Here is a 23,967-nt window from a genome sequence, read left to right as displayed (position 1 = left end):
GCGGCCCATCGTTCGCCGAGCGTCGTACCAGGAGGAACACATGGCCGACGAGCCAACAGAGGCAACGCGCATCGCCGTGACGGGCAAGCAGCCGTCGGAGAACTACGAGGTCCACGTGGGCCACGACCTGCTCGGCAGCCTGCCCGAGATCCTGGGACCCAGAGTCCAACGGGTGCTCGTGATCCACCCGCGCGCCCTGCGTTCCACCGGCGAATTGGTGATGAACGACCTGAAGGCCGCGGGCCTCGAGTCCTTCAGCGCCGAAATCCCCGACGCGGAGGAGGGAAAACACGTTCAGGTCGCCGCCTTCTGCTGGCAGGTTCTCGGCCAGAACGACTTCACCCGGTCGGACGCCATCATCTCTGTGGGCGGTGGGGCCGTCACGGACGTCGCCGGATTCGTCGCCGCGACCTGGCTGCGTGGCGTCCGCGTGGTGCACATCCCGACCACGCTGCTGGGGATGGTCGACGCCGCCGTCGGGGGAAAGACCGGGATCAATACCGCGGAGGGCAAGAACCTGGTCGGGTCCTTCCACCCGCCCGCGGCCGTCCTGTGCGACATCGGGACCCTGCGGACCCTGCCGGTCAACGAGCTCGTCACCGGTCTCGCGGAAGTCATCAAGTGCGGGTTCATCGCCGACCCCGAGATCCTCGATCTGATCGAGGCCCGACCGGACAAGGTCCAGGATTCCCAATCGGCACTGATCCGGGAACTGATCGAGCGGTCGATCAGGGTCAAGGCGGAGGTCGTGTCCGAGGACCTCAAGGAATCTGGTCGACGCGAGTTCCTCAACTACGGTCACACGTTGGGGCACGCCATCGAGCTGAACGAGCGGTACCAGTGGCGCCACGGGGCGGCGGTTTCCGTGGGTATGATGTTCGCCGCAGAGCTGTCCAGCGCGGCGGGGAACCTTCCCTACGACGTCGTCGACCGCACGCGCTCGATCCTGGAGAAGGTCGGTCTGCCCACGACCTACCGCGGAGACCAGTGGAAGAAGCTGTTGGACGGAATGCACCGGGACAAGAAGGCACGGGGAAACCTCCTGAGGTTCGTGGTGCTGGACCGAATCGGGGCGCCGCGGATCATGGAGGTCCCGGACGAGTCCATCCTCTTCGCGACGTATCAGGAGATTGCTTCCTGAACCGCCTCTCGACAGGGCGTTACAATAATTAGCGATTCATTTTTCAGGGTGCACGCGCGCCGTCGGAAAACATGCCAGAAGGAGTGTTCGTGGCAACGACCAACGACATCAAGAACGGGACCATCCTCAAGCTGGACGGAAACCTCTGGGGCGTCATCGAGTTCCAGCACGTCAAGCCGGGCAAGGGCGGTGCCTTCGTGCGCACCAAGTTGCGCAACGTGAACAGCGGCAAGGTGGTCGACAAGACGTTCAACGCCGGTTCGAAGGTCGATGTCACCACGGTGGACCGTTCGGAGTACCAGTACCTCTACCAGGACGGTGCCGACTACGTCTTCATGGACAACAAGACCTACGACCAGATCACCGTCCCGGGAAGCGTGGTCGGGGATTCGGCGAACTTCATGCTGGAGAACCAGACCGTGACCGTGGCGCTCCACGAGGGCGAGCCCCTGTACATCGAGTTGCCGCCGTCGGTGGTCCTCGAGATCACCTACACTGAGCCGGGCCTCCAGGGCGACCGGTCGACCGGTGGCAGCAAGCCTGCGACCCTGGAAACCGGCGCGACCATCCAGGTTCCCCTGTTCGTGGACCAGGGCACCAAGGTCAAGGTCGACACCCGCTCCGGCGACTACCTGGGGCGCGTCAACGAGTGAACTCGAGAACGAAGGCGCGTGTTCGCGCCCTGGAAGTATTGTTCGAGGCGGAGTCGCGCGGTCAGGACACGCTTGAGGTCCTGCACCGGCGCCGTCTCCATACCTCCGCGCTGATTACGGACTACTCCGAGCGCATCGTTCGGGGCGTCGTCGAGCGCGATGAGGAGATCCGCGAGTACGTGGAAACGTATTCGAAGGGGTGGACGATGGACCGCATGCCGGCCGTCGACCGTGCGATCCTTCGGCTGGGTGCCTGGGAGTTGCTGTACAACGACGACATCCCCGACGCCGTCGCCGTCTCCGAAGCCACGGGGATGGCACGGACCCACTCGACCGACGACTCACCGCGATTCATCAACGGGGTCCTCGGCCGGTTGCAGAAGGTCAAGCCGACCTTGCTGACGGACTGAGTCTTCGGCCCGAACCGATGGGGGTTGTGCCCTCGACGCGGCCTCCGGGCCGGGACACATCAGAGCGTGACGACGCCGCTGGACGACGATCCGGCGGCGTCTTCGTACGCCCGGGCGGTCTTCTCTCCGCCGCGGCGTTCTCTCCGCCGAAGTGGCAATTTTGAGCGGAAAATGGCCCAAAAAGTGCACAAAATCGCCACTTCGCGGGGGAAAATCGCCACTTCGAGGGGGAGGGAGACTGCGCCGTCACGGCCGCTACACAATTCGACCCGAAGCCGAAGGCCGCACCCGCCCTGTGGTAATTTTGGGCGCAGATGAGAACATCTTGCTGACCTTTAAATTCCGTCCCGTGAGGCGGGGAAGGAGGCAAACGCGATGACCGAAATCTCACGCCGTCACGGCAGCCCTCATCACAGGGTTTCCGAGAACGCGCGCGTCATTCTGGATTCTGCGGATGTCAACCGGGTTCTGACCCGTATTGCCCATGAGATCGTCGAAGCCAACAAGGGCACCCAGGACTTGGTCCTGTTGGGCATTCCGCGGAGGGGCTATCCTCTGGCACAGCGCATTGCCCAGAAGATCGCCTCGACCGAACCGCATTTCGACCCCGAATCGTGTCTCGGGCAGCTCGACATCACCATGTATCGGGACGACCTTCGGCGCAACACGTCCCGCACGCCGCAACCGACACGAATTCCCGCGGGCGGAATCGACGGGAAGAACGTCGTGCTCGTCGACGACGTCCTCTACTCGGGCCGGACCATTCGGGCCGCCCTCGATGCCCTCGGCGACTTCGGACGACCCGAGGTGGTCCGTTTGGCCGTCCTGGCCGATCGTGGACACCGCCAGCTTCCGATTCGCGCCGACCACGTCGGAAAGAACCTCCCCACCTCCCAGAACGAATCCGTTCAGGTATTCCTCCGTGAAACCGATGAGCCCGTTGCCCTCGCCGCGGGCGACGCCGACCGCGATCTCGGCGACTGCGTTCTTCTGGTCCCCGCCGCATCGGGGGCAGACGCCGTCGACGTCGGAAAGCAAGAGACCACCGGCAACGACGCCGAAGGGACGGTCGAATCATGAAGCATCTCCTGGACACCAGGGACTTGAGCCTCGAGGAAGCCGTCCAGGTCCTGGACACCGCGGATTCGATGGCCGAGGTCGGAACTCGGGAGGTCAAGAAGCTTCCCGCCCTGCGCGGTCGGACCGTGGTCAATCTGTTCTTCGAGGACTCGACACGGACCCGGATCTCGTTCGAGACCGCCGAGAAGCGGTTGTCCGCCGACGTCATCAACTTCGCCGCGAAGGGCTCCTCGGTATCGAAGGGCGAGTCCCTCAAGGACACCGCGCAGACCCTCGAGGCGATCAACGCCGATGCGATCGTGATCCGGCACCCGGCCTCGGGCGCGCCGGCGCGGCTCGCATCGAGCGGCTGGATCTCGTCCCCGGTCATCAACGCGGGTGACGGCACGCACGCACACCCCACGCAGGCGCTGCTGGACGCGATGACCTTGCGCCAGCACAGGTCCCGCCTCGACGGGCGGCCGACCCAAGGCTCCGATCTTCGGGGCATGCGGGTCGCCCTGGTCGGAGACGTTCTGCATTCCCGGGTTGCCAGGTCCAACGTGTGGTTGCTGTCCCTGCTCGGAGCCCACGTGACCCTCGTGTCGCCCCCGACGCTGCTGCCCGTGGGCATCGAGGACTGGCCCGTGGAGGTCCGATACAGCCTCGACGAGGCCATGGCCCAGGAGCTGGATGCGATTATGATGCTTCGCATCCAGCGGGAGAGGATGCACGCGGCGTTCTTCCCGTCGTCGGAGGAGTACGCGCGGCTCTGGGGCCTGACCCCTGAGCGACTCGCCCTCCTCGATTCACGAGGCGCCGAAACCGCCATCCTGCACCCGGGCCCGATGAACCGTGGGCTCGAGATCAGCTCCGCCGCCGCGGATTCCCCGCGATCCCTGGTTCTGGACCAGGTCACCAACGGGGTCTCGGTCCGCATGTCCGTTCTCTACCACCTGATGACCGGTCCGCAGGAGCAGGACCGGATCCCGGCACTCCAAAGGACATCATGAGCAATCAGAAATATCTCATCCGCGGCGCAAACCTGCTCGGAGAAGAGACCGCAGACATCCTTGTGGCGGACGGAACCATTGCCCGCATCGGGCAGGGGATCGAGGCGGACGGCGCGGACGTCGTCGAGGCCCAGGGGCTCGTTGCCCTGCCCGGCCTGGTGGACGTCCACACGCATCTGAGGGAACCCGGACGCGAGGACGCCGAGACCGTGGAGACCGGAACCCGCGCCGCTGCTGCCGGCGGGTACACCGCCGTGTGCGCCATGGCCAACTCCAACCCGGTCGCGGACACGGCCGGACTCGTCGAACAGGTCTGGGAGCTCGGACGCCAGGCGGGGTGGGCCGACGTCCACCCGATCGGGGCCGTGACCGTGGGGCTCGAGGGAGAGAGGCTCTCCGAGATCGGGGCCATGGCCGACTCCCGCGCCGCAGTCCGCATGTTCTCCGACGACGGCAAGTGCGTCCACAACGCCGTGCTCATGCGTCGCGCGCTCGAGTACGTCAAGACCTTCGACGGCGTCGTCGCCCAGCACGCCCAGGAACCGCTGCTGACCGACGGCGCCCAGATGAACGAGGGCAGCGTCTCGGCGGATCTGGGACTGGCAGGGTGGCCGGCCGTGGCCGAAGAGGCCATCATCGCCAGGGACGTGCTGCTGGCCCAGCATGTGGGTTCGCGGGTGCACATCTGTCACGTCTCGACCCAGGGCTCCGTGGAGATCATCCGTTGGGCCAAGCAACGAGGCGTGGATGTCACCGCGGAGGTCACGCCCCACCACTTGCTCCTGACCGACGAGTCCGTCCGCAGTTACGACCCCGTCTACAAGGTCAATCCGCCGTTGCGGACCCGGGAGGACGTCGAGGCCCTGCGCGACGCCGTGGCCGACGGAACCATCGACGTCGTCGGAACCGACCACGCCCCGCACCCGGTGGAAGCCAAAGAATGCGAGTGGGCGTGCGCCGCGATGGGCATGACCGGCCTGGAGACCGCGCTGTCCATCGTCCAGCAGACCCTCGTCGAGACGGGCCGGATCGGTTGGGGCGACGTCGCCCGCATCATGTCCACGGAACCCGCACGGATCGCGCGCATCGATGACCAGGGCCGACCTCTGGCCGAGGGGGAACCCGCAAACATCGTCCTGGTGGACCCGGCGGCCCATCGCGTGGTCGAACCCGAGAAGCACCAGTCGAAGGGACGCAATTCGCCGTACCGTTCGCTGGAGATCCCGGGCGCGGTCCAGGCCACGTTCTTCAAGGGCCATCCGACCGTGCTCGACGGTCACATCAACACGCCCCGGGCGCTCGTCGCCCAGGCAGACTAGGAACTCATGTCCACCAATCATCTGCTGACCCTCATTTCGTCGCTGGTCCTCGCGGGTCTCGTTCTCGTGCTGATCGTCGTGGGGTGGAGGTCACGCGCCCGACGCCAATCGGACATACCGGACATCCCCGAGGTTCCGCGCGAGCTGGACGGAGAGACTGCCGATTTTGCGTGCGACGTCCAGTACGTGTGCACCACCACGGCGGGGGACTGGCTCGACCGGATCGCGGTCCACGGCCTGGGCATGAAGGCCAACGGACAGGCCATGGTTTATCCGACCGGCTTGATCGTGACCAGGGACGGCGCTCAGGACCTCTGGATTCCCGACGAAGGCATCGAGGTGATCCGACGCGAATCCGGGATGGCCGGGAAGTTCGTGGAGAAGGGCGGACTTGCGGTCGTCTCCTGGCGACTGGGCGGTCGACTGGTCGACACCGGGCTCCGAACGCGAACCGGTTCGGACACCCCCGCCCTGATCGAGAAGCTGCGCGAGATCGCGCCTCAGGCCGGAGACGAGCTCCCCGCCGCCACAGACACTCAGGCCCCAGCGGGCCAGCACGATTCGTCGGACGCGTCCGCCGAAGAACAGAGGAAGTGAATTCATGACCAACGCATACAGAACATCCGAACGGGCGCTGCTGGTCCTGGAGGACGGCACGGTGTTCCGCGGCCGGTCCTACGGGGCCGTCGGCGAATCGCTGGGTGAGGCCGTTTTCTCGACCGGCATGACCGGATACCAGGAAACCCTCACGGACCCCTCCTACGCGGGCCAGATCGTCGTCCAGACCGCACCGCACATCGGCAATACGGGCGTCAACGCCGACGACGCCGAGTCGCGCCGCATCTGGGTCAGCGGTTATGTGGTGCGCGATGCCGCCCGCCTGCCCTCGAACTGGCGTTCCGAGAAGTCCTTGGACGAAGAACTTGCCGAGCAGAACATTGTCGGGATCCAGGGCATCGACACCCGGGCGCTGACTCGTCACCTGCGCAGCGCCGGAGCGATGAGGTCGGGCATCTTCACAGGTGAGGCGGCCGAGGCCCCGGAGTCCGACCTGCTGGAACGGGTCCGTCAGTCCTCCCCGATGCAGGGACAGCGCCTGGCGGACCAGGTCACGGCGGAGAACACCCTGACCATTGAGCCGGCGGACCACGGGTGGGACGGCGAGGTCCTCGGGACGTTGGTCGCCGTCGACCTCGGCATCAAGTCGATGACGCCCCGACGTTTCGCCGAGCGAGGCATCCGCGTGCACGTGGTCCCCGCGAACACCACGCTCGAGCAGATCAAGCAGCTCGGTCCGGACGGGGCGTTCTTCTCGAACGGGCCGGGGGACCCCGAGACGGCCACGGATCAGGTCGAGGTTCTGCGCGGCATCCTGCGCGCGGGAATCCCGTTCTTCGGGATCTGCTTCGGCAACCAGTTGCTGGGCCGGGCCCTGGGCTTCGGCACCTACAAACTGCCCTTCGGGCACCGGGGTATCAACCAGCCGGTGCTCGACCGGTCGACGGGGCGGGTCGAGATCACCGCGCAGAATCACGGATTCGCGGTGGACGCGCCGTTGGACGGACCGGTGACCGCTCCCGAGTCGGAATTCGGCCGGGTCGAGGTCTCGCACGTCGGGTTGAACGACGACGTCGTCGAAGGCCTTCGCTGCCTCGACATCCCCGCGTTCTCCGTCCAGTACCACCCGGAGGCCGCGGCCGGACCGCACGACGCCGCCTACCTGTTCGACCGTTTCATCGAACTCATGACCTCAACCGATTCGGCCGCACGCCAGAAAGCAGGAAAGTAACTCTATGCCTCGTCGTCAAGATCTCAAGAGCGTCCTGGTCATCGGTTCGGGCCCGATCGTCATCGGCCAGGCCGCGGAATTCGACTACTCCGGGACGCAGGCGCTGCGGGTGCTCAAGGAAGAGGGCATCCGGGTCATTCTGGTGAACTCGAATCCGGCAACCATCATGACCGACCCCGAGTTCGCGGATGCGACCTACATCGAGCCGATCACGCCGGACACCATCGAACGCATCATCGATCGTGAGCGGCCCGACGCCGTGCTGCCGACCCTGGGCGGTCAGACGGCGCTGAACGCCGCGATCGCCCTGGACGACCGCGGAACCCTCGCCAAGTACAACGTCGAGCTCATCGGCGCCAACATCGCGGCCATCAATCTCGGTGAGGACCGCGAGGCGTTCAAGGGCGTCGTCGAACGCTGTGGTGCCGAATCGGCACGGTCGGAAATCGTCCACTCGATGGACGAGGCCCTGGCCGCCGCGGAGAAGCTGGGCTACCCCATGGTCGTCCGGCCCTCGTTCACGATGGGTGGCCTGGGATCCGGAATGGCCTACAACGAGGAAGACCTGCACCGCATCGCCGGCGCCGGGATCCAGTACAGCCCGACCTCCGAGGTCCTGCTCGAGGAGTCGATCCTCGGGTGGAAGGAATACGAACTCGAGATGATGCGGGACAAGAACGACAACGTGGTGGTCGTCTGTTCGATCGAGAACTTCGACCCGGTGGGCGTCCACACGGGCGATTCGATCACGGTTGCGCCCGCGCTCACGCTGACGGATCGCGAGTACCAGAAGATGCGCGACGTCGCGATCGCCGTGATCCGCGAGGTCGGCGTGGACACGGGCGGCTGCAACATCCAGTTCGCCGTGGACCCGAAGACCGGACGCGTGGTCGTGATCGAGATGAATCCTCGCGTGTCCCGGTCCTCGGCGCTGGCCTCCAAGGCGACGGGTTTCCCGATCGCCAAGATCGCCACCAAACTCTCGCTCGGCTACACCCTGGACGAGATCCCGAACGACATCACGCGGAAGACCCCGGCGTCCTTCGAGCCGACGCTCGACTACGTGGTCGTCAAGGTTCCGCGGTTCGCGTTCGAGAAGTTCCCGGCGGCCGACCCGACGCTGACCACCACCATGAAATCGGTGGGCGAAGCCATGGCGCTCGGCAGGAACTTCACCGAAGCGCTCCAGAAGGCCTTGCGGTCCCTGGAACAGAAGAACAGCACGTTCTCCTTCGCGCACGACCGCCTCGAGCCTTCGGCCCTGCGGGAGCTGGTCGAGGCGACCAAGACGCCGACCACGGAGCGCCTGCACCAGGTGCGCCGCGCGCTGGCCGCCGGCGCCACGATCGACGAGATGTACGATGCCACCGGTATCGACCCGTGGTTCCTGGATCAGCTCCAGTTGATCAACGAGGTCGCGGACGAGGTCCGCAATGACACGAACCTGACCAAGGAGACCCTGGAGCTCGCGAAGCGCCACGGTTTCTCGGATGAGCAGATTGCCGAGCTGACCCACAGTCGCGAAGACGTGGTCCGCGGCGTCCGCCACGCCCTCGGGGTCCGTCCCGTGTTCAAGACGGTGGACACCTGCGCCGCGGAGTTCGAGGCCTTCACCCCGTACCATTACTCCTCCTACGACCAGGAGGACGAGGTGGCCCCGCACGAGGGCAAGTCGATCATGATTCTCGGGTCCGGCCCGAACAGGATCGGCCAGGGCATCGAGTTCGACTATTCGTGCGTGCACGCCTCGATGGTTCTGCGCGACGCCGGCTACGAGACGGTCATGGTCAACTGCAACCCCGAGACCGTCTCGACCGACTACGACGTCTCGACCCGCCTGTACTTCGAGCCTCTGACCCTGGAGGACGTCCTCGAGGTCATCGACTCGGAGCGCCGCACCGGCGGATTGCTGGGCGTCTTTGTGCAACTGGGCGGGCAGACGCCGCTCAAACTTGCGCGCGAGCTCAAGGAGGCCGGCGTCCCGATTCTGGGTACTTCGCCGGAGGCCATCGACCTGGCGGAGGACCGCGGCGAGTTCTCCCAGGTCCTCGCGGACGCGGGACTCATGACCCCGAAGAACGGAACGGCCTCGACCTTCACCGACGCCAAGGTGATCGCGGACGAGATCGGTTACCCGGTTCTGGTCCGGCCGTCGTACGTCCTCGGCGGTCGGGGCATGGAAATCGTCTACGACGAAGAGAACCTGGCCCGTTATCTGTCCAACGCCACCGAGGTGTCTCCCTCTCAGCCCGCGCTGATCGACAAGTTCCTCGAGGACGCCATCGAGATCGACGTCGACGCCCTGTTCGACGGGAACGAGCTGTACATGGGCGGCATCATGGAGCACATCGAGGAGGCCGGCATCCACTCCGGCGACTCGGCCTGCACCTTGCCGCCCGTGACGCTCAGTCCCTCCGTGCTCGAACGTGTCCGTGAAGCGACCCTGGGCATCGCGCAGGGCGTCGGGGTGCGGGGGCTCATCAACATCCAGTTCGCGGTCGCCTCGAACGTTCTGTACGTGATCGAAGCGAACCCTCGTGCCTCCCGGACGGTCCCGTTCGTCTCCAAGGCGACCGGCGTCCAGCTGGCCAAGGCGGCGGCCCTGATCGGTACGGGGGAGACCATCGAGTCCCTCAAGGCCTCCGGCCACCTGCCGACTCACATGGACGGCGCGAGGCTGCCCGAGGAGACAGCGATCGCGGTCAAGGAAGCCGTTCTGCCCTTCAACCGATTCCGGACCCATTCGGGGGCGGCCGTGGACTCGCTCCTGGGCCCGGAGATGCGGTCGACCGGCGAGGTCATGGGCCTGCACGCGTTCTTCGACACCGCCTTCGCGAAGGCACAGGCATCGGTCGGCAACGTGCTCCCCACGGAAGGTCGCGTGTTCGTGACCGTCGCGGACAGGGACAAGCGCGCGGCCATCGTGTACGTCAAGATGCTTCAGGAGCTCGGCTTCGAAATCATCACGACCGGCGGAACCGCGCAGGTCATGAGGCGGAACGGCATCCAGTGCACCGTGGTCCCCAAACTTCGTGACGCGAAGGAGGGCGAGCGGAGCATCGTCGACATGATCACCGACGGTGAGATCGCGCTGATCTTCAACACCCCGTCCGGCGCCGGCGAGGCACGCGGAGACGGGTACGAGATCCGCGCGGCCGCGACCAGCATCGGGTGCCCGCTCATGACCACGATCTCCGAGTTCGGCGCCACGATCCAGTCCATCGATGCACAGCGCCGTCACTCCTGGGACGTGATGAGCCTGCAGGATCACGAGGCGACGTTGTCCGCGGCTGCCGCGGCCGAACGTGAGGCCCAGCAGTGATGGGCACGGCATCTCCTGCCGGAGACCGCCTGTACCTGGCCATGCGGGAGAAGGGTCCCCTGTGCGTCGGGATCGATCCGCACCCGGGGCTCCTGGACGCCTGGGGGCTGGCGGACGACGTCGGAGGGCTCGAAACCTTCGCCCTGACGGTCATGGACGCGATCGGGGGAGAGGTCGCATCGGTCAAACCTCAGGTCGCCTTGTTCGAACGGCACGGCGCCGCTGGACTTGGTGTCCTGGAGCAAGTGATTGCCCGGGGCAAGGACTCGGGGACACAGGTCGTGTGCGACGCCAAGCGTGGGGACATCGGGTCGACGATGGCCGCATACGCTGACGCCTGGTTGTCCGAGCGATCCGGCCTGGCGGGGGACGCGGTCACCCTGAGCCCGTATCTCGGGTTCGGTTCATTGTCGCCCGCGCTGGACGCCGCCGCGGAGCACGGTCGGGGGACCTTCGTCCTCGCGCTGACCTCCAATCCGGAAGGTGCCGACGTGCAGCACCGGGGCGGACAGGACTCCGTGGCGAAGTCGGTCGTCGACCAGGCGGCCGCGGAGAACGGGCTACATGAGTGGACCCATGCGGGCCCCTGCGGCCTGGTCGTCGGTGCAACCGTCGGGCCGGCCCTGGATGCCCTGGGAATTTCCCTCGCGAACTTCAACGGCCTGATCCTGGCTCCCGGGTACGGAGCACAGGGGGCCACGGCCGACGACCTCGCACGGGTATTCAACGGTGCGGGCGACAGGGTCGTGGTCGCGAATTCACGTGGCGTACTGCGCCACGGCCCGGATCCGGACGCTTTGTCCTCCGCCGCGCGACGGTGCAACGAAGAGCTGATCCAGGCCCTGGGCCAGGAAGCCGGAAGTTCGAGCTGAGAATCACCGATTACCGGTCGGTACAAGACTCCGGGAACTTATCAATACACATTGATGTGTTCCCGGGGTCTGCCATATCTTTTGCAGAAATGATCGCCTTTGGTCGCCGTGCAACCGGGGGACAGCCCCGTCACGCACGAAGGCCCAACGGCGCCTCGGACTATCTCCCACAATGTGACGTCCGGAATTCTGGAACATTCTGTCCTCGACCATGGATTGACTGGTCTCGAAGGCTACTCTGAGGTAATTTAAGGGCTGTATCCACGAGGATTGAGTGGGGGACCTCGATTATTGCCTCGTAGAACTAGGAGAGGAAGTAACTATGGCTCTGCGCCCTCTGACCGACGAAGAACGCGCCGCGGCCCGCGAAAAGGCCAAGCAGTCTCGCCAGGCACGTGCCGATGCCAAATTGGCCCTTAAAAATCGAAAGATCACCGTGAGTGAGTTTCTTGATCGAGCGGATGCGGACGAGGCTTTGCAACGCATCCGTGTCGAGGATATGTTGAAGTCCATCCCGAGCATCGGGGAGATCCGGGCAGCGGCGATCATGAGGGAACTCAGGATCGCTCCCAGCAGGCGTCTTCGTGGCTTGGGAGCCCACCAACGCAGAAATCTCATCGAACATCTCGAAGGGTAATCCAGTGACAGAGACCCAGTCCCCGCATTTGACCGTACTCGCCGGGCCGACGGCCGTGGGGAAGGGGACGGTCTCTGCATACATCCGGGATCACTACCCCGAGGTGTGGCTCTCAGTATCCGCAACAACCAGGGATCCTCGACCGGGTGAACAGGACGGCGTCCACTACTACTTCGTCTCGGACGAAGAGTTCGACTCCATGGTGGAAAACCGCCAGATGCTCGAGTGGGCCAAGGTTCACAACAATCACCGGTACGGGACCATGAAGACGATGGTCGAGGATGCCCTGGCTGCCGGCCGGCACGTCCTGTTGGAGATCGACATCCAGGGGGCACGTCAGGTTCGGAACGCCATGCCGGAGGCCCAGATGGTTTTCCTGGCACCGCCGAGCTGGGAAGAACTGGTGCGCCGTCTGCAGACTCGCGGCACCGAAACCGACACCGAGCAACGTGTTCGCCTGGACACCGCGAAGGAAGAGCTGGGGGCAGAACCGGAATTCGATCAGACGGTCATCAACGAAACCGTCGAACAGGCGGCAAGCGAACTCGTGGACATCATGGGGATTGTCCAGCAACCCACCGAGGTGTGAGGGGGAGCGTCGGGGCGGCGTCGCAGGCATCGGGCGGCCCTCGAGGAACGGTGAGATGTCGGACAAAAGGCGATTGACCTCCTCGGGAGCGTGCTTTCGCCCGTCCTCGGCTGTACCATGGTGTATTAGTTTTGCCCGGTGGCTCCATTGAGCGTGAGCACCGGAAGAACGCCTGGCTTGCAGAGCCGGCGGTATTCAATCAACGTCACGGGAGAATTTCTTGGCACTTTCCGAACACGAAGGCATCATCGATCCCTCGGTGGATTCGCTCCTCGAGAAGACCGATTCCAAGTACGGCCTGGTCATCTTCGGCGCCCGCCGGGCCCGTCAGATCAATGCGTACTATGCCCAGCTCCAGGAAGGGCTCTTTGAGCACGTCGGGCCGCTCGTGGACACCGCGGTGAACGAGAAGTCCCTGTCGATTGCCATGCGTGAGATCGAAGAGGATGTCCTCGAGGCCCACCAGGTCGAAGGCGGCCGGTACAACGAGAACGGCCAGTTGATCCACGACGACGAGCCCGTCGCCAATTTCTTCGGCTCGGACATTTTCGCGACCGAGGGCGAGGCCTCGGACCCGTTCGTCGAGTTCAGCTCGAACGCATCGGAGGAGTCCGCCACGTCGGAGGACGACGCCGAGTAATCCACAGCGTCACCCGTGGTGACCGCGTGGTTCCCGTCTGACCGTTAGACTGGGGCCGTGCGAGTAATTTTGGGAATTGGTGGAGGCATCGCGGCCTACAAGGCCGCGATGCTTCTGCGTTTGTTCAGCGAGGACGGTCACGACGTCGTGGCCATGCCCACACGGTCCGCCCTCGAGTTCGTGGGCGCCCCCACGTGGGAGGCCCTGTCCGGATCGCCCGTGCGGACCACCGTGTTCGAGGACGTCGAGTCGGTCAATCACGTGCGCCAGGGCGAAGAGGCTGACATGATCGTCGTCGCCCCAGCGACCGCCGACCTCATGGCCAGGGTCGCCTCCGGCCGGGCGGATGATTTGCTGACCGCGACCATCCTGACCGCGCGCTGTCCCGTGGTCTTCGCTCCTGCGATGCATACCCAGATGTGGGAGAACCCGGCGACCGTCAGGAATGTCGGCCTGCTGCGCGACTACGGGTACACCGTGATCGAACCAGCCGTCGGCCGGCTCACGGGCCGAGACAGCGGGGCGGGGCGTCTGCCCGAGCCCGCCGAAATCCATCGTCGAGCCATGGCGGCCCACGCGGACCACCGTGAGAACGAGACGGAACCGGCGGACCTTACGGGCAAGAAAATTGTGGTCACGGCCGGCGGAACGCGCGAAGCCCTGGACCCGGTGCGCTACCTGGGAAACCGTTCCTCGGGGAAACAGGGCCTCGCCATCGCACTGGCCGCGGCGGACCGCGGAGCGGACGTCCACCTGATTCTCGCCCACACGGAGGTTCCGGACCCGGACGAGACGGAGAAGCTGCGGATTTCTCGTGTGTCGTCGGCCTTGGAGCTCCTTGAGGCCACGGAAAGGGCCGCGATCGAGGACCGCGCTGATGTCGTGGTCATGACGGCCGCCGTCGCTGACTTCCGCCCCCGTGATCTGTCGGAAACCAAGATCAAGAAGGATCCCGAGGCCCAGGACGCACCCACGATCGATTTGGTGCGCAACCCGGACATTCTCAAGACCTTGGTGAGGAAGAAATCCGAGGGGAAGCACCAGGCGTTCCTGGTCGGGTTCGCCGCCGAGACCGGGTCGCCGGAGCAGTCCGTGGCCGAACTCGGGCGGCTGAAACTCGAGTCCAAGGGTTGCGATGTATTGGTCGTCAACGAGGTCGGTACGGACCTCGTGTTCGGGAAGGACCGGACCGCGGCCACACTGCTGACCCGTGGTGCCGAACCCGGTGAGGAATCCGAAGTCAGAGGCACCAAAGCGGACCTCGCGCGTCGCCTGATGACACGTATCGCGTCACACTTCAACATTCCGCCGCAGTCGTCCAACGAGAGTATCGAACGAGTAGAGTAGCCGAGTGACTTCCAACGACCATCAGCATCTTCGCCTGTTCACTTCAGAATCTGTGACCGAGGGCCATCCGGACAAGATCTGCGACCAGATTTCCGACTCGATCCTGGACGCATTGCTGGCCAGTGACCCGTTGGCGAACGTCGCCGTCGAAACCATGGTGACCACCGGTCAGGTCATGGTCGCGGGCGAGGTCACCACCACGGCGTACGTCGAAATCCCGAAGATCGTGCGTGACACCATCCTGGACATCGGTTACGACAACTCGACGCGAGGATTCGACGGCGATTTCTGCGGAGTGTCTGTATCGATCGGGGAGCAGTCGCCCGACATCAACTCCGGCGTGTACACGTCCCTGGAACAACGGACCGGCGTCGCCGAAGACGAACTGGACCGCCAGGGCGCGGGAGACCAGGGCATCATGTTCGGCTACGCGACGAATGAGACCGAAGCCCTGATGCCGGCACCCATCTGGATCGCGCATCGCCTGTCGGAACGACTCACCAAAATCCGCAAGGACGGTGTCCTGCCGGGTCTGCGACCCGATGGCAAGACCCAGGTGACACTCGGATACGACGGCCACACGCCGGTCTCGGTGGACACCGTGGTTCTCTCGACGCAGCACGACGAAAAATACGCGCTCAAGGACCTCCAGCAGGAGGTCCAGCGGTTCGTGATTGACCCGGTGCTCGAGGATCTCGACCTGGACACGCGGTCCGCCGACTTCATCGTGAATCCCGCGGGCCAGTTCGTCCAGGGCGGACCGGTGGGTGACGCTGGATTGACCGGACGCAAGATCATCGTGGACACCTACGGCGGCATGTCGCGACACGGTGGTGGGGCGTTCTCCGGCAAGGACCCGTCCAAGGTCGACCGATCGGCCGCCTACGCGATGCGCTGGATCGCCAAGAACGTGGTCGCGGCCGGTCTCGCGGACCGCGCGGAAGTCCAGGTCGCCTACGCGATCGGGCGCGCACGTCCCGTCGGCCTCTACGTGGAAACCTTCGGTACCCACCACGAGGACCCGGTTCGCATCGAGAAGGCCATCAACGAGGTCTTCGACCTCCGGCCACTGGCCATCATCAACGACCTGTATTTGCGTCGTCCGATCTACGCCAAGACCGCGGCCCACGGCCACTTCGGTCGTGACGAGCCCGAATTCACGTGGGAGCGGACCGACCGGGCCGAGGCCCTGCGGGCCGCCCTGTAGTCATGACCGACCATCCCGACGGCGTCCTTCCGGGGCTGGAAGGATGGGAACCGCGTGAGAAGGACGCCGACCAGCTCGGTGCGGTGCCCGTCGCCGAGGACAAGCCCGTGGCCCGGGTCGCGATCGATACCCGGGTTCCTCACCTGGATCGTCTCTTCGACTACTCCGTTCCCGCGCATCTGGGAGAATCCGCACGCCCGGGGGCGCGGGTGCGCGTTGCCTTTCACGGTCGAGAGACCGTTGCCTGGCTCGTCGAACGGGTGGACCGCACCGAATCTCCCGTCCAATTGCAGCCTCTTCGCGGGGTCGTCTCACCCGTGCGCGCTCTGGCACCGGAAATCTGGTCCCTGGCCCAGGCGGTCGCCGCGCGGTACGCCGGGCTCAATTCCGACGTCCTGAGGCTGGCGGTGCCGCCGCGCGCCGCACGCGCCGAGAAACAGTACGAGCGCGACGTCCTGGGCCTGGGCCGGGCCGCAGAGGCTCCGAAGGAGGACGGGGCACCGGCGCAGGAGCAATCCGTCCCCGAGCCGACCCCCATCCCGGATCCCTCATGGTCGCCCGAGGGCGAAGAACAGTCGGACGGTTGGGAACTCTACGACGGAGGGCCCGAGACACTCCGACTCCAGAGCGACCCCGCGGGGCCGATCGTGAGACGCGTCGTCTCCGTCGCGCCGTCGGCGGAGCAGGATTGGGCCACCCTGATGGCCCGCGCGTGTGCCGCAACGGTTTCCGGCGGGAAGCGGGCGGTCGTCGTCGTCCCCGACAATCCGGCCCTGGACCGGCTCGAAGCGGCGATGAACCGGTATCTTGACGCGGACCGGATCGCGCGGCTGAGCAACAGCGCCGGACTCGCCGCCCGTTACGGATCCTTCTTGAGGGGACTGTCCGGGCAGGCCTGGGTGGTCATCGGAACCCGCTCGGCGGCCTTCGCACCGGTCCCGAATCTTGGGCTCGTCGCCTGCTTCGACGACGGCGACGAGAACCTCATCGAGCGGCAGGCACCGTACTGCCACGCGCGCGACGTCCTGCTGCTCAGGTCGCAGCTCCAGGAATGCTCCGCGATATTCATGGGTCACGCCGTGACCCCGGAGGCGCAGCGGCTCGTCCACACCCGGTGGGCCCGAGCCGTGGCCCCCAGCCGCGAGGCGCTCCGCAAGAATTCCCCGCTGATCCGTGCCACGTCGGACAGCTTCACCCGTGAACGGGACCCGATGGCCGCCATCGCCAGGATTCCGCATCTCGCGTATCAGGTGGCTCGGGAAGCGCTGCAATCGGGCCCGGTACTGGTCCAAGTCGCGCGCACTGGATACGCCCCGACTCTCGCGTGCCAGAGATGCCGCGCCTCGGCCCGCTGCCCCCACTGCATGGGCCCCCTCAGTCTTCACAAGGATTCGCGGTCCCAGGCGGTGTGCCGCTGGTGCCATCGGGGGGTTTCGCAATGGGCCTGTTCGGAATGCGGCAACGATTCCTGGCGGCTCACCACGGTGGGGGCGTTGCGCACCGCCGAAGAACTGGGACGCGCTTTCCCCCAGGTTCCGGTGGTCAATTCGAGCGGCGAGAACATCAAGGCCTCGGTCAGTGATCGTCCCGCCCTGGTCGTGGCCACGTCCGGTGCGGAACCGCGTGCCCAGGGCGGCTATCGGGCGGCGCTCTTGCTGGACGGGGACCGGATGCTCGCGCGCGATTCCCTGCGGGTTTCCGAGCAGGTTCTGCGGCGGTGGATGAACGCGAGCGCGCTCGTGGCCGACCGGGATTCGGGCGGTCAGGTGATCTGCACGGCCGAGGACTCGGCTGCACTCGGGGCTCTCGTCCGGTGGGATCCCGCGGGTTTTGCCGCCCGGGAAATGGCGGAGAGGCAGGAGTTGGGTCTTCCGCCCGCGGTGAGGACGGCGGCGATCACGGGGCCGAGGGTCGCCGTCGAAGAATTCGTCCGTTCCCTGAACCTGTCGGATGTGGGCGAGGCTCCCGCACTGCGCCTGATCGATCCCGTTCCGACGAGCGGCGACGACGAGGACGACGAATACCGAGCGATCATCTTCATGTCCTACGGACTGGCCCCACGGGTCACGGAGCTCCTTCGCGGAACCCGGGCGGCATTTTCCGCGTCCAGAAAATACGAGCCCGTCCAGATCCGATGCGATGCATTGGATGTGCTCTGACGCAGTTCAGAGCGACTGGGCGAGTCCGATGAGTTCCCGTGCCGAGTCGTCCCAGCTGTATCGTGCGGCGTCGTCGAGCGCGCCTAGAGCCGCCGCTCGGTAGGTGTCCGGGTCTTCGAGGTTCCGAACGGCCTCCGCGAATTCTCCGGGGTGTGAGAAATCGATGTGAGCCGCGTTCGGGGCTATTTCGCGGAAAATCGGGATGTCGGAGACGATGCGGGCGGTTCCTTCCGCCGCGGCCTCCGCGAGGGGCAGCCCGTAGCCTTCCGCCGAACTGGCCGTCACCAGGGCGGTGCAGGTCCCGAGGAGACGCCGGTAGTCTTCGTCCGTGACGCCGTCGTGGAAGGTCACCGAGGCCCCCTGGGGCACGATCGCCCGGAGCTCTTCCTTCCGGCGCGGGTCGTACCTCGAGAGCAGATGGAGCTCATAGTCGGGGAGGTGCTCGATGCCGCGGATCAGCAGGTCGACTCCCTTGTACGGCATCGCGGAACCCATGTAGACGAGGCTCTTGCGCCGGTGTGCAGCTCGGTCGAGGGCCTGCTCCCGGGTGACGCCGATCCCTCTCGGCGGAGCGTTGGGGATCACGGTGACCGGGCGGGTCGTGAGGTCGTGCTCTCGGATGAGTGATGCCGTCGTCCTGCTCACGGTCGCCACGGCGTCGGCCCGGTTGAGGAGCAGCCGCTGGGGCAGGTAGGACCGGTGGAACAAGCGCCAGCCGATACGCACGGGCGCCGGAAGGAAACCGGGTGGTTCCGGGTGGTCGTAGTAGATGAGGTCGTGCAGGGTCAGGATCAGCTTGTACTTTCGGCCCCACGACCCCATCGTCTGCATCGGAGAGAAGACGACGTCGGGCCGGAACCGGTTGACGGCGAGCGCGCTGAGTGGTTCCAGGGGGCCGGTGGGCGAGTAACCGCGCACGCTCGGAAGGGGCGGCAACTGGTCGAGTTGGGCGTCGTCACTCACGAGCATCGCGACCGCGAGGCCCGGATACTCGCCCGACTCGATGCAGCGAGCGAGGCTGTGCAGAAGGCTCGCCGTGTACCTGCTGATTCCGTCGTGGACGGGGCGAACGTAGCGGGCGTCCACGAGCAGGCGCAAACCTGCGCGGCCGGGATTCTGGTGCGTCATCGTGCGGCCTCCGGTCTCCGCGTGGTCGGGGACGAGCCGTTCTGGGCGAGTTCCAGCTCGTCGGCGAATCCGTCGATCATCGCCGCCGCCCTGCGCGGCGTCTCGTAGTGAATGAGATGGCCGACGTCAGGGATCACCTCAAGCCGGGCGTTCGGGAACGTCTGGGCGAGACTTTCCTGACCGGGAATGGACCCGAGATCGTCCTTTTCGGCAGCCACCAGGAGGGTCGGCACGGCGACTCGCGGGGCGGAGTCCCGAACGGTGTCCCGGATCGATGCCCTGTAGGCCTCGAGCACCACGGTGCGGGATGCGAAGCTGCCGAAATAGGCATCGTGCTGGCCGTTGATGAAGCGCCGCAACTCCGGGTCCTTGGTCTTCATCATGAGCAACGAGGAAATCCGGGTCACGACGGACGATCTGACGAGCGCGTTGCCCCACCGGCCGGGGAGGGCAGCGCACACGCGGTAGAACGCGGCCGCGGCCAGGGAAGGGATCCGTGCGGAGGATTCCAGCGCGGGTTCGCAGATCGGATTGATCAGGGCCAGACCGGCCACGGGGGCTGGGCGTTGGGCGGCGACGGCGGCGGCAACCACGGACCCGAAGGAATGTCCGACCAGCACGACCGGGCGACTGCCGATCAGCTGCACAAGGTCGGAGACGACGTCGGCGTAGGCCGCGACATCGTGTTCACGTGTCGTGAGGGGCTCGGATTTTCCGAACCCGGGAAGGTCCGGGACCACGACGTCCCACCGCGAGGCCAGAGCCTCGGCGATCAGGGCGAGGCCGTGGTGGTCTCCGCGGAATCCGTGGACCAGCAACATCACGGCGTCCTCGTCCCGGGAATCACGCCCCGTGTAGGTCCAGTAGCGCACGCGGGCGCCGTTGCTCGCGAATTCCGCCTCGTGGGGAAAAAGCCCGCCGACGGGTGTCTTCTCGAAGACTGTCGTGGGACGCGAGGGCGCCGGGGTCTGAGGAATTCTCCGGGAACGTGGCACGCTGGGGCTCCTGGGGTAGGGAAACGGTGCCCGCCGTAGGCACGGGCAACCGGTCATCACCTTACAAGCGAATCGGGCGGGGACGCGCCGACACGTTAGACTGTGAGCAACCCTGATGAGATGTCCAGGCGGGAGCGTGCCCGGACCACGGACTTTCACCACAGACAAGCGCAAAGGAAACACTGTGCCGCAGACGGTTGGAGAGAATCCCTCACGAGACGCCGAGGAGAAATCCTACGATTTCGCCTCGATGGAAGCCACGTGGGCGGACTATTGGGAGCGCGAGAATGTCTTCGCCCCGCTCGACGACGGTTCCAAGGAACGCCGATACGTCCTGGACATGTTCCCGTACCCTTCGGGAGATCTTCACATGGGGCACGCGGAGGCCTTCGCGATGGGTGACGTGGTCAGCCGCTTCTGGATGCAGAAGGGTTACGACGTCCTGCACCCGATCGGATGGGACTCCTTCGGCCTCCCCGCGGAGAACGCGGCCATCAAGAACAACACTCACCCGGCGGAGTGGACCTACAAGAACATCGAGACGCAGGCGGCGTCGTTCAAGCGGTACGGGATCGCGGTGGACTGGTCCCGACGGCTGCACACCTCGGACCCCGAGTACTACCGGTGGACCCAATGGTTGTTCCAGCAGTTCTACTCCAAGGGCTTGGCCTACCGGAAGGATTCGCCGGTCAATTGGTGCCCCAAGGACCAGACGGTGCTCGCCAACGAGCAGGTGGTCAACGGGGCCTGCGAGCGTTGCGGGACGCAGGTGACGAAGAAGTCCCTGAACCAGTGGTACTTCAGGATCACCGAGTACGCCGACCAGCTCCTGGACGACATGGAACAGCTCGAGGGCCACTGGCCGGATCGGGTGCTGGCCATGCAGCGCAACTGGATCGGCCGCTCCGAGGGCGCCCAGGTTCGCTTCACGATCAACGCGGGTGGCGGTAAGCCCGCCGACGAACTCTCGGTCTTCACGACCCGTCCCGACACCCTGTACGGCAATACGTTCTTCGTGGTGGCCGCGGATTCCGAGCTCGCTCTGGACTTGGTCGCGGAGGAGCAGGCCGAGGCTCTGGATGCGTACAGGGAAGAGGTCAAGGCCTTCTCCGACATCGAGCGTCAGTCGAGCGATCGCCCCAAGACCGGGGTCTTCCTCGGCCGCACCGCGGTGAACCCGCTGACCGGCGAGGAACTGCCGATCTGGGCCGCCGACTACGTGCTCGCCGACTACGGTACGGGCGCCATCATGGCGGTACCCGCCCACGATCAGCGCGACCTGGACTTCGCCCGAGCCTTCGACCTGCCCGTGCGGGTCGTGGTGGACACAGGGGAAGGCGACCCGGCGGACACGGGAGAGGCCACGATCGGCGCCGGGACGCTGGTCAACTCGGGGCCCCTGAACGGATTGGGCAAGGAAGAAGCCATATCCCGGGCCATCGCTCTTCTCGAGGAGAAGGGGCACGGCGAGGGCCAGACCATCTTCCGGCTCCGCGACTGGTTGCTCTCTCGCCAGCGATTCTGGGGCGCGCCCATCCCGATCATCCATTGCGCCCAGTGCGGTGAGGTCCCGGTCCCTGAAGACCAACTGCCGGTGCGGCTTCCGTCCGATCTCAAGGGCGAGGACCTGGCGCCCAAGGGGCAGTCGCCTCTGGCCGCGGCCAAGGACTGGGTCAACGTCGAATGCCCGAACTGCTCGGGACCCGCACAGCGCGACACGGACACGATGGACACCTTCGTGGACTCTTCCTGGTACTTCCTCCGCTTCGTGTCGCCTGATCTCGAGACAGGCGCCTTCGACCCCGATGCACTTCGCCGGTGGGAGCCGGTCGACCAGTACGTGGGCGGCGTCGAGCACGCGATCCTTCACCTGCTCTACTCCAGGTTCTTCGTCAAGGTCATTCGCGACCTGGGGTACCTGGACTACGACGAACCGTTCCGTGCCCTGCTGAACCAGGGCCAGGTGCTCAACCAGGGCAAGGCCATGTCCAAGTCCCTCGGCAACGGGGTGGATCTCGGCCAGCAGCTCAACGAGTACGGGGTGGACGCGGTCCGCACCACCATGGTCTTCGCGTCCCCGCCCGAGGACGACGTCGACTGGGCAGACGTCTCTCCCGGGGGCGCCGGCAAGTTCCTGGCCCGCGCCTGGCGGCTCGGACAGGACGTTTCGTCCGATCCGGACACAGCCGCGGACGGCGGGGACGAGGCACTGCGCCGAGTCACCCACAAGACCATCCACGAGGCCGAGCAGGCGGTGGATGCGCACAAGTTCAACGTCGTCGTGGCCAAGACCATGGAACTGGTCAACGCGACCCGCAAGGCGATCGATTCGGGACCAGGCACCTCCGATCCTGCAGTCCGGGAAGCGAGCGAGGCCGTGGCTGTCCTGCTCTCGCTCTACGCTCCGTACACCGCGGAAGATCTCTGGCACGAGCTGGGCCACGACACCCCGGTCCTGACGGCCGGTTGGCCGACCGTCGACCCGATGCTCCTGGTGGAGGACACGGTCACGGCCGTGGTCCAGATCAAGGGGAAGGTTCGCGCCCGCCTCGAGGTGTCCAAGAATATCGACGCCGAAGAACTCGAGCGCCTGGCCCTCGAGGACGACGCGGTCCGGAAGCACATCGGCGAAGCGCCGATTCGCAAGGTCATCGTGCGCGAGCCGAAACTCGTGAACATCGTGGTCTAGGCTGAAACGATGAATACCGGAATCGAGCCCCGCTGCCGGGTCGCCGTGGTGACGGACTCGGCGGCGGGGCTCGATCCGTCTGTGACCGAGCGCTGGGCCGAGGACGGTGGGTTCGCACGGATCTCGCTGCCGCTGATGATCGACAGCCAGATCTACACGAACAATGACGACCCCGGCGTCCAGGAACGCCTGGTGGTCGCCACGGCCGAGGGCCGGCGCATGACGACGTCGCGACCCTCTCCGGGTGCCTTCGCCTCCGTGTACGAGGCGCTCGCCGCGGACGGGTACGAACACATCGTCTCGATCCATCTCTCGGGGGAACTGTCGGGGACCGTCGACTCGGCTCGTGGAAGTGCTCGTCAGGCGCCCGTATCCGTGCGCGTGGTCGATTCCCGCAGCGCGGCCATGGGGCAAGGATTCGCCGTGGCTGCGGCCCTGGACGCCGCACGGGCCGGCGGCGGGCCGGACGAGGTCCAACGGGCCGCGATCGAGGCCGCGCAGTCTGCCCGACTCATCTTCTACGTTCCACGACTCGATGCCCTCGCCAGGAGCGGGCGAATCCCGAAGAGCCTCGCCATGGTCGGGCAGATGTTCAGCATTCGCCCGATCGCGACCATCGCGGACGGGAAGCTCAAGTACCTTGAGCGGCCCCGCCAGGAAACAGCGGCGGTCAAGAGACTCATCGAGCTCGTGATCGAGGATGCTTCGACCGCGGTGGCGAAGGACGCCGACCTGTCGAGCCGTGGTGATGGCCGGGCCGTCGTCGCCCTGCAGGATTTCTATGGTGGCAGCCTGGCCGACCTGCTGGTCGAGAGGCTGCGCAGTGAGTTCGGGGAGTCGATTCAGATTCTTCGCTCGAACATCCCACCGGTTTTGGCTGTGCACACGGGTCTCGGTCCCGTCTGTGCCGTCAGCGTTCCGTCCCGCTGGGTGCCCGGATTGTCCTCCACAGAGCGCTGAGCCGGCAACAAACCATCGGGCCCCTCCACAATTCCGGG

The 23,967-nt window shown here is 65.8% G+C and carries 20 protein-coding genes; 18 read left to right on the top strand and 2 right to left on the bottom strand.

Annotated elements, in window-relative coordinates; all coding sequences use genetic code 11:
• Positions 1 to 40 precede the first annotated feature (40 nt).
• The 16 genes from aroB to EWU68_RS03470 all read left to right on the top strand — a co-directional run bounded on the left by aroB (position 41) and on the right by EWU68_RS03470 (position 18,157).
• On the top strand, positions 41 to 1,141 hold the full coding sequence (gene aroB, locus EWU68_RS13135) for a 3-dehydroquinate synthase (RefSeq protein ID WP_178979863.1): 1,101 nt from the start codon (positions 41 to 43) through the stop codon (positions 1,139 to 1,141).
• A gap of 89 nt (positions 1,142 to 1,230) precedes the next feature.
• Positions 1,231 to 1,794 (top strand): elongation factor P, encoded by a 564-nt coding sequence (gene efp, locus EWU68_RS03540; RefSeq protein ID WP_129314434.1) that lies wholly within the window; start codon positions 1,231 to 1,233, stop codon positions 1,792 to 1,794.
• Positions 1,791 to 2,204 carry a transcription antitermination factor NusB gene (gene nusB, locus EWU68_RS03535; protein WP_129314433.1) on the top strand — a complete coding sequence of 138 codons (414 nt, stop codon included), beginning with the start codon at positions 1,791 to 1,793 and terminating at the stop codon, positions 2,202 to 2,204. The genes efp and nusB overlap by 4 nt, the downstream gene beginning before the upstream one ends.
• A gap of 375 nt (positions 2,205 to 2,579) precedes the next feature.
• Positions 2,580 to 3,284 (top strand): bifunctional pyr operon transcriptional regulator/uracil phosphoribosyltransferase PyrR, encoded by a 705-nt coding sequence (gene pyrR, locus EWU68_RS03530; RefSeq protein WP_129314432.1) that lies wholly within the window; start codon positions 2,580 to 2,582, stop codon positions 3,282 to 3,284.
• A complete protein-coding gene (locus EWU68_RS03525) occupies positions 3,281 to 4,276 on the top strand; it encodes an aspartate carbamoyltransferase catalytic subunit (protein ID WP_129314431.1) in 996 nt (331 codons plus the stop codon). Before pyrR ends, EWU68_RS03525 begins: the two co-directional genes overlap by 4 nt.
• Complete coding sequence (locus tag EWU68_RS03520; RefSeq protein ID WP_129314430.1) at positions 4,273 to 5,595, top strand: dihydroorotase; 1,323 nt, start codon at positions 4,273 to 4,275, stop codon at positions 5,593 to 5,595. Before EWU68_RS03525 ends, EWU68_RS03520 begins: the two co-directional genes overlap by 4 nt.
• Before the next feature lie 6 nt (positions 5,596 to 5,601).
• Complete coding sequence (locus EWU68_RS03515; protein ID WP_193554025.1) at positions 5,602 to 6,192, top strand: PH-like domain-containing protein; 591 nt, start codon at positions 5,602 to 5,604, stop codon at positions 6,190 to 6,192.
• 4 nt (positions 6,193 to 6,196) lie between these two features.
• Positions 6,197 to 7,384: a glutamine-hydrolyzing carbamoyl-phosphate synthase small subunit gene (gene carA, locus EWU68_RS03510; RefSeq protein WP_129314429.1), complete on the top strand. Its 1,188-nt coding sequence runs from the start codon at positions 6,197 to 6,199 to the stop codon at positions 7,382 to 7,384.
• Positions 7,385 to 7,388: 4 nt separating this feature from the next.
• A complete protein-coding gene (gene carB, locus EWU68_RS03505; protein WP_129314428.1) occupies positions 7,389 to 10,706 on the top strand; it encodes a carbamoyl-phosphate synthase large subunit in 3,318 nt (1,105 codons plus the stop codon).
• On the top strand, positions 10,706 to 11,578 hold the full coding sequence (pyrF, locus tag EWU68_RS03500; RefSeq protein ID WP_129314427.1) for an orotidine-5'-phosphate decarboxylase: 873 nt from the start codon (positions 10,706 to 10,708) through the stop codon (positions 11,576 to 11,578). The genes carB and pyrF overlap by 1 nt, the downstream gene beginning before the upstream one ends.
• A 322-nt stretch (positions 11,579 to 11,900) precedes the next feature.
• Positions 11,901 to 12,215, top strand: a complete 315-nt coding sequence (gene mihF / locus EWU68_RS03495) for an integration host factor, actinobacterial type (RefSeq protein ID WP_129314426.1) — start codon at positions 11,901 to 11,903, stop codon at positions 12,213 to 12,215.
• A gap of 4 nt (positions 12,216 to 12,219) precedes the next feature.
• Complete coding sequence (gene gmk / locus EWU68_RS03490; RefSeq protein WP_238692281.1) at positions 12,220 to 12,804, top strand: guanylate kinase; 585 nt, start codon at positions 12,220 to 12,222, stop codon at positions 12,802 to 12,804.
• Between the two features lie 220 nt (positions 12,805 to 13,024).
• A complete protein-coding gene (rpoZ, locus tag EWU68_RS03485; RefSeq protein WP_129314424.1) occupies positions 13,025 to 13,444 on the top strand; it encodes a DNA-directed RNA polymerase subunit omega in 420 nt (139 codons plus the stop codon).
• Positions 13,445 to 13,501: 57 nt separating this feature from the next.
• Positions 13,502 to 14,791, top strand: coding sequence for a bifunctional phosphopantothenoylcysteine decarboxylase/phosphopantothenate--cysteine ligase CoaBC (gene coaBC / locus EWU68_RS03480; RefSeq protein WP_129314423.1), 1,290 nt, complete (start codon positions 13,502 to 13,504; stop codon positions 14,789 to 14,791).
• Positions 14,792 to 14,795: 4 nt separating this feature from the next.
• On the top strand, positions 14,796 to 15,998 hold the full coding sequence (metK, locus tag EWU68_RS03475) for a methionine adenosyltransferase (RefSeq protein ID WP_129314422.1): 1,203 nt from the start codon (positions 14,796 to 14,798) through the stop codon (positions 15,996 to 15,998).
• Between the two features lie 2 nt (positions 15,999 to 16,000).
• The gene (locus tag EWU68_RS03470) at positions 16,001 to 18,157 is read left to right on the top strand and encodes a primosomal protein N' family DNA-binding protein (protein WP_162421353.1); all 2,157 of its coding nucleotides are present in this window, start codon (positions 16,001 to 16,003) and stop codon (positions 18,155 to 18,157) included.
• Between the two features lie 6 nt (positions 18,158 to 18,163).
• Here the strand turns inward: EWU68_RS03470 and EWU68_RS03465 are convergent, their stop codons facing one another.
• Positions 18,164 to 19,255 (bottom strand): glycosyltransferase family 4 protein, encoded by a 1,092-nt coding sequence (locus tag EWU68_RS03465; RefSeq protein ID WP_129314534.1) that lies wholly within the window; start codon positions 19,253 to 19,255, stop codon positions 18,164 to 18,166.
• A 26-nt stretch (positions 19,256 to 19,281) separates the two neighbouring features.
• The gene (locus EWU68_RS03460; protein ID WP_238692280.1) at positions 19,282 to 20,280 is read right to left on the bottom strand and encodes an alpha/beta fold hydrolase; all 999 of its coding nucleotides are present in this window, start codon (positions 20,278 to 20,280) and stop codon (positions 19,282 to 19,284) included.
• Positions 20,281 to 20,464: 184 nt separating this feature from the next.
• Here EWU68_RS03460 and leuS point away from each other — a divergent pair, with 184 nt between their 5' ends.
• A complete protein-coding gene (gene leuS, locus EWU68_RS03455) occupies positions 20,465 to 22,969 on the top strand; it encodes a leucine--tRNA ligase (RefSeq protein ID WP_420852867.1) in 2,505 nt (834 codons plus the stop codon).
• A gap of 9 nt (positions 22,970 to 22,978) precedes the next feature.
• Positions 22,979 to 23,929 (top strand): DegV family protein, encoded by a 951-nt coding sequence (locus EWU68_RS03450; protein WP_129314419.1) that lies wholly within the window; start codon positions 22,979 to 22,981, stop codon positions 23,927 to 23,929.
• Positions 23,930 to 23,967 lie beyond the last annotated feature (38 nt).

It is taken from the genome of Rothia koreensis (genome assembly GCF_004136575.1).
Classification (GTDB): Bacteria; Actinomycetota; Actinomycetes; order Actinomycetales; family Micrococcaceae; genus Rothia; species Rothia koreensis.
The sequence above is the reverse complement of the archived record's forward strand: the minus strand, read 5'-3'. Positions and strand labels throughout refer to the sequence as shown.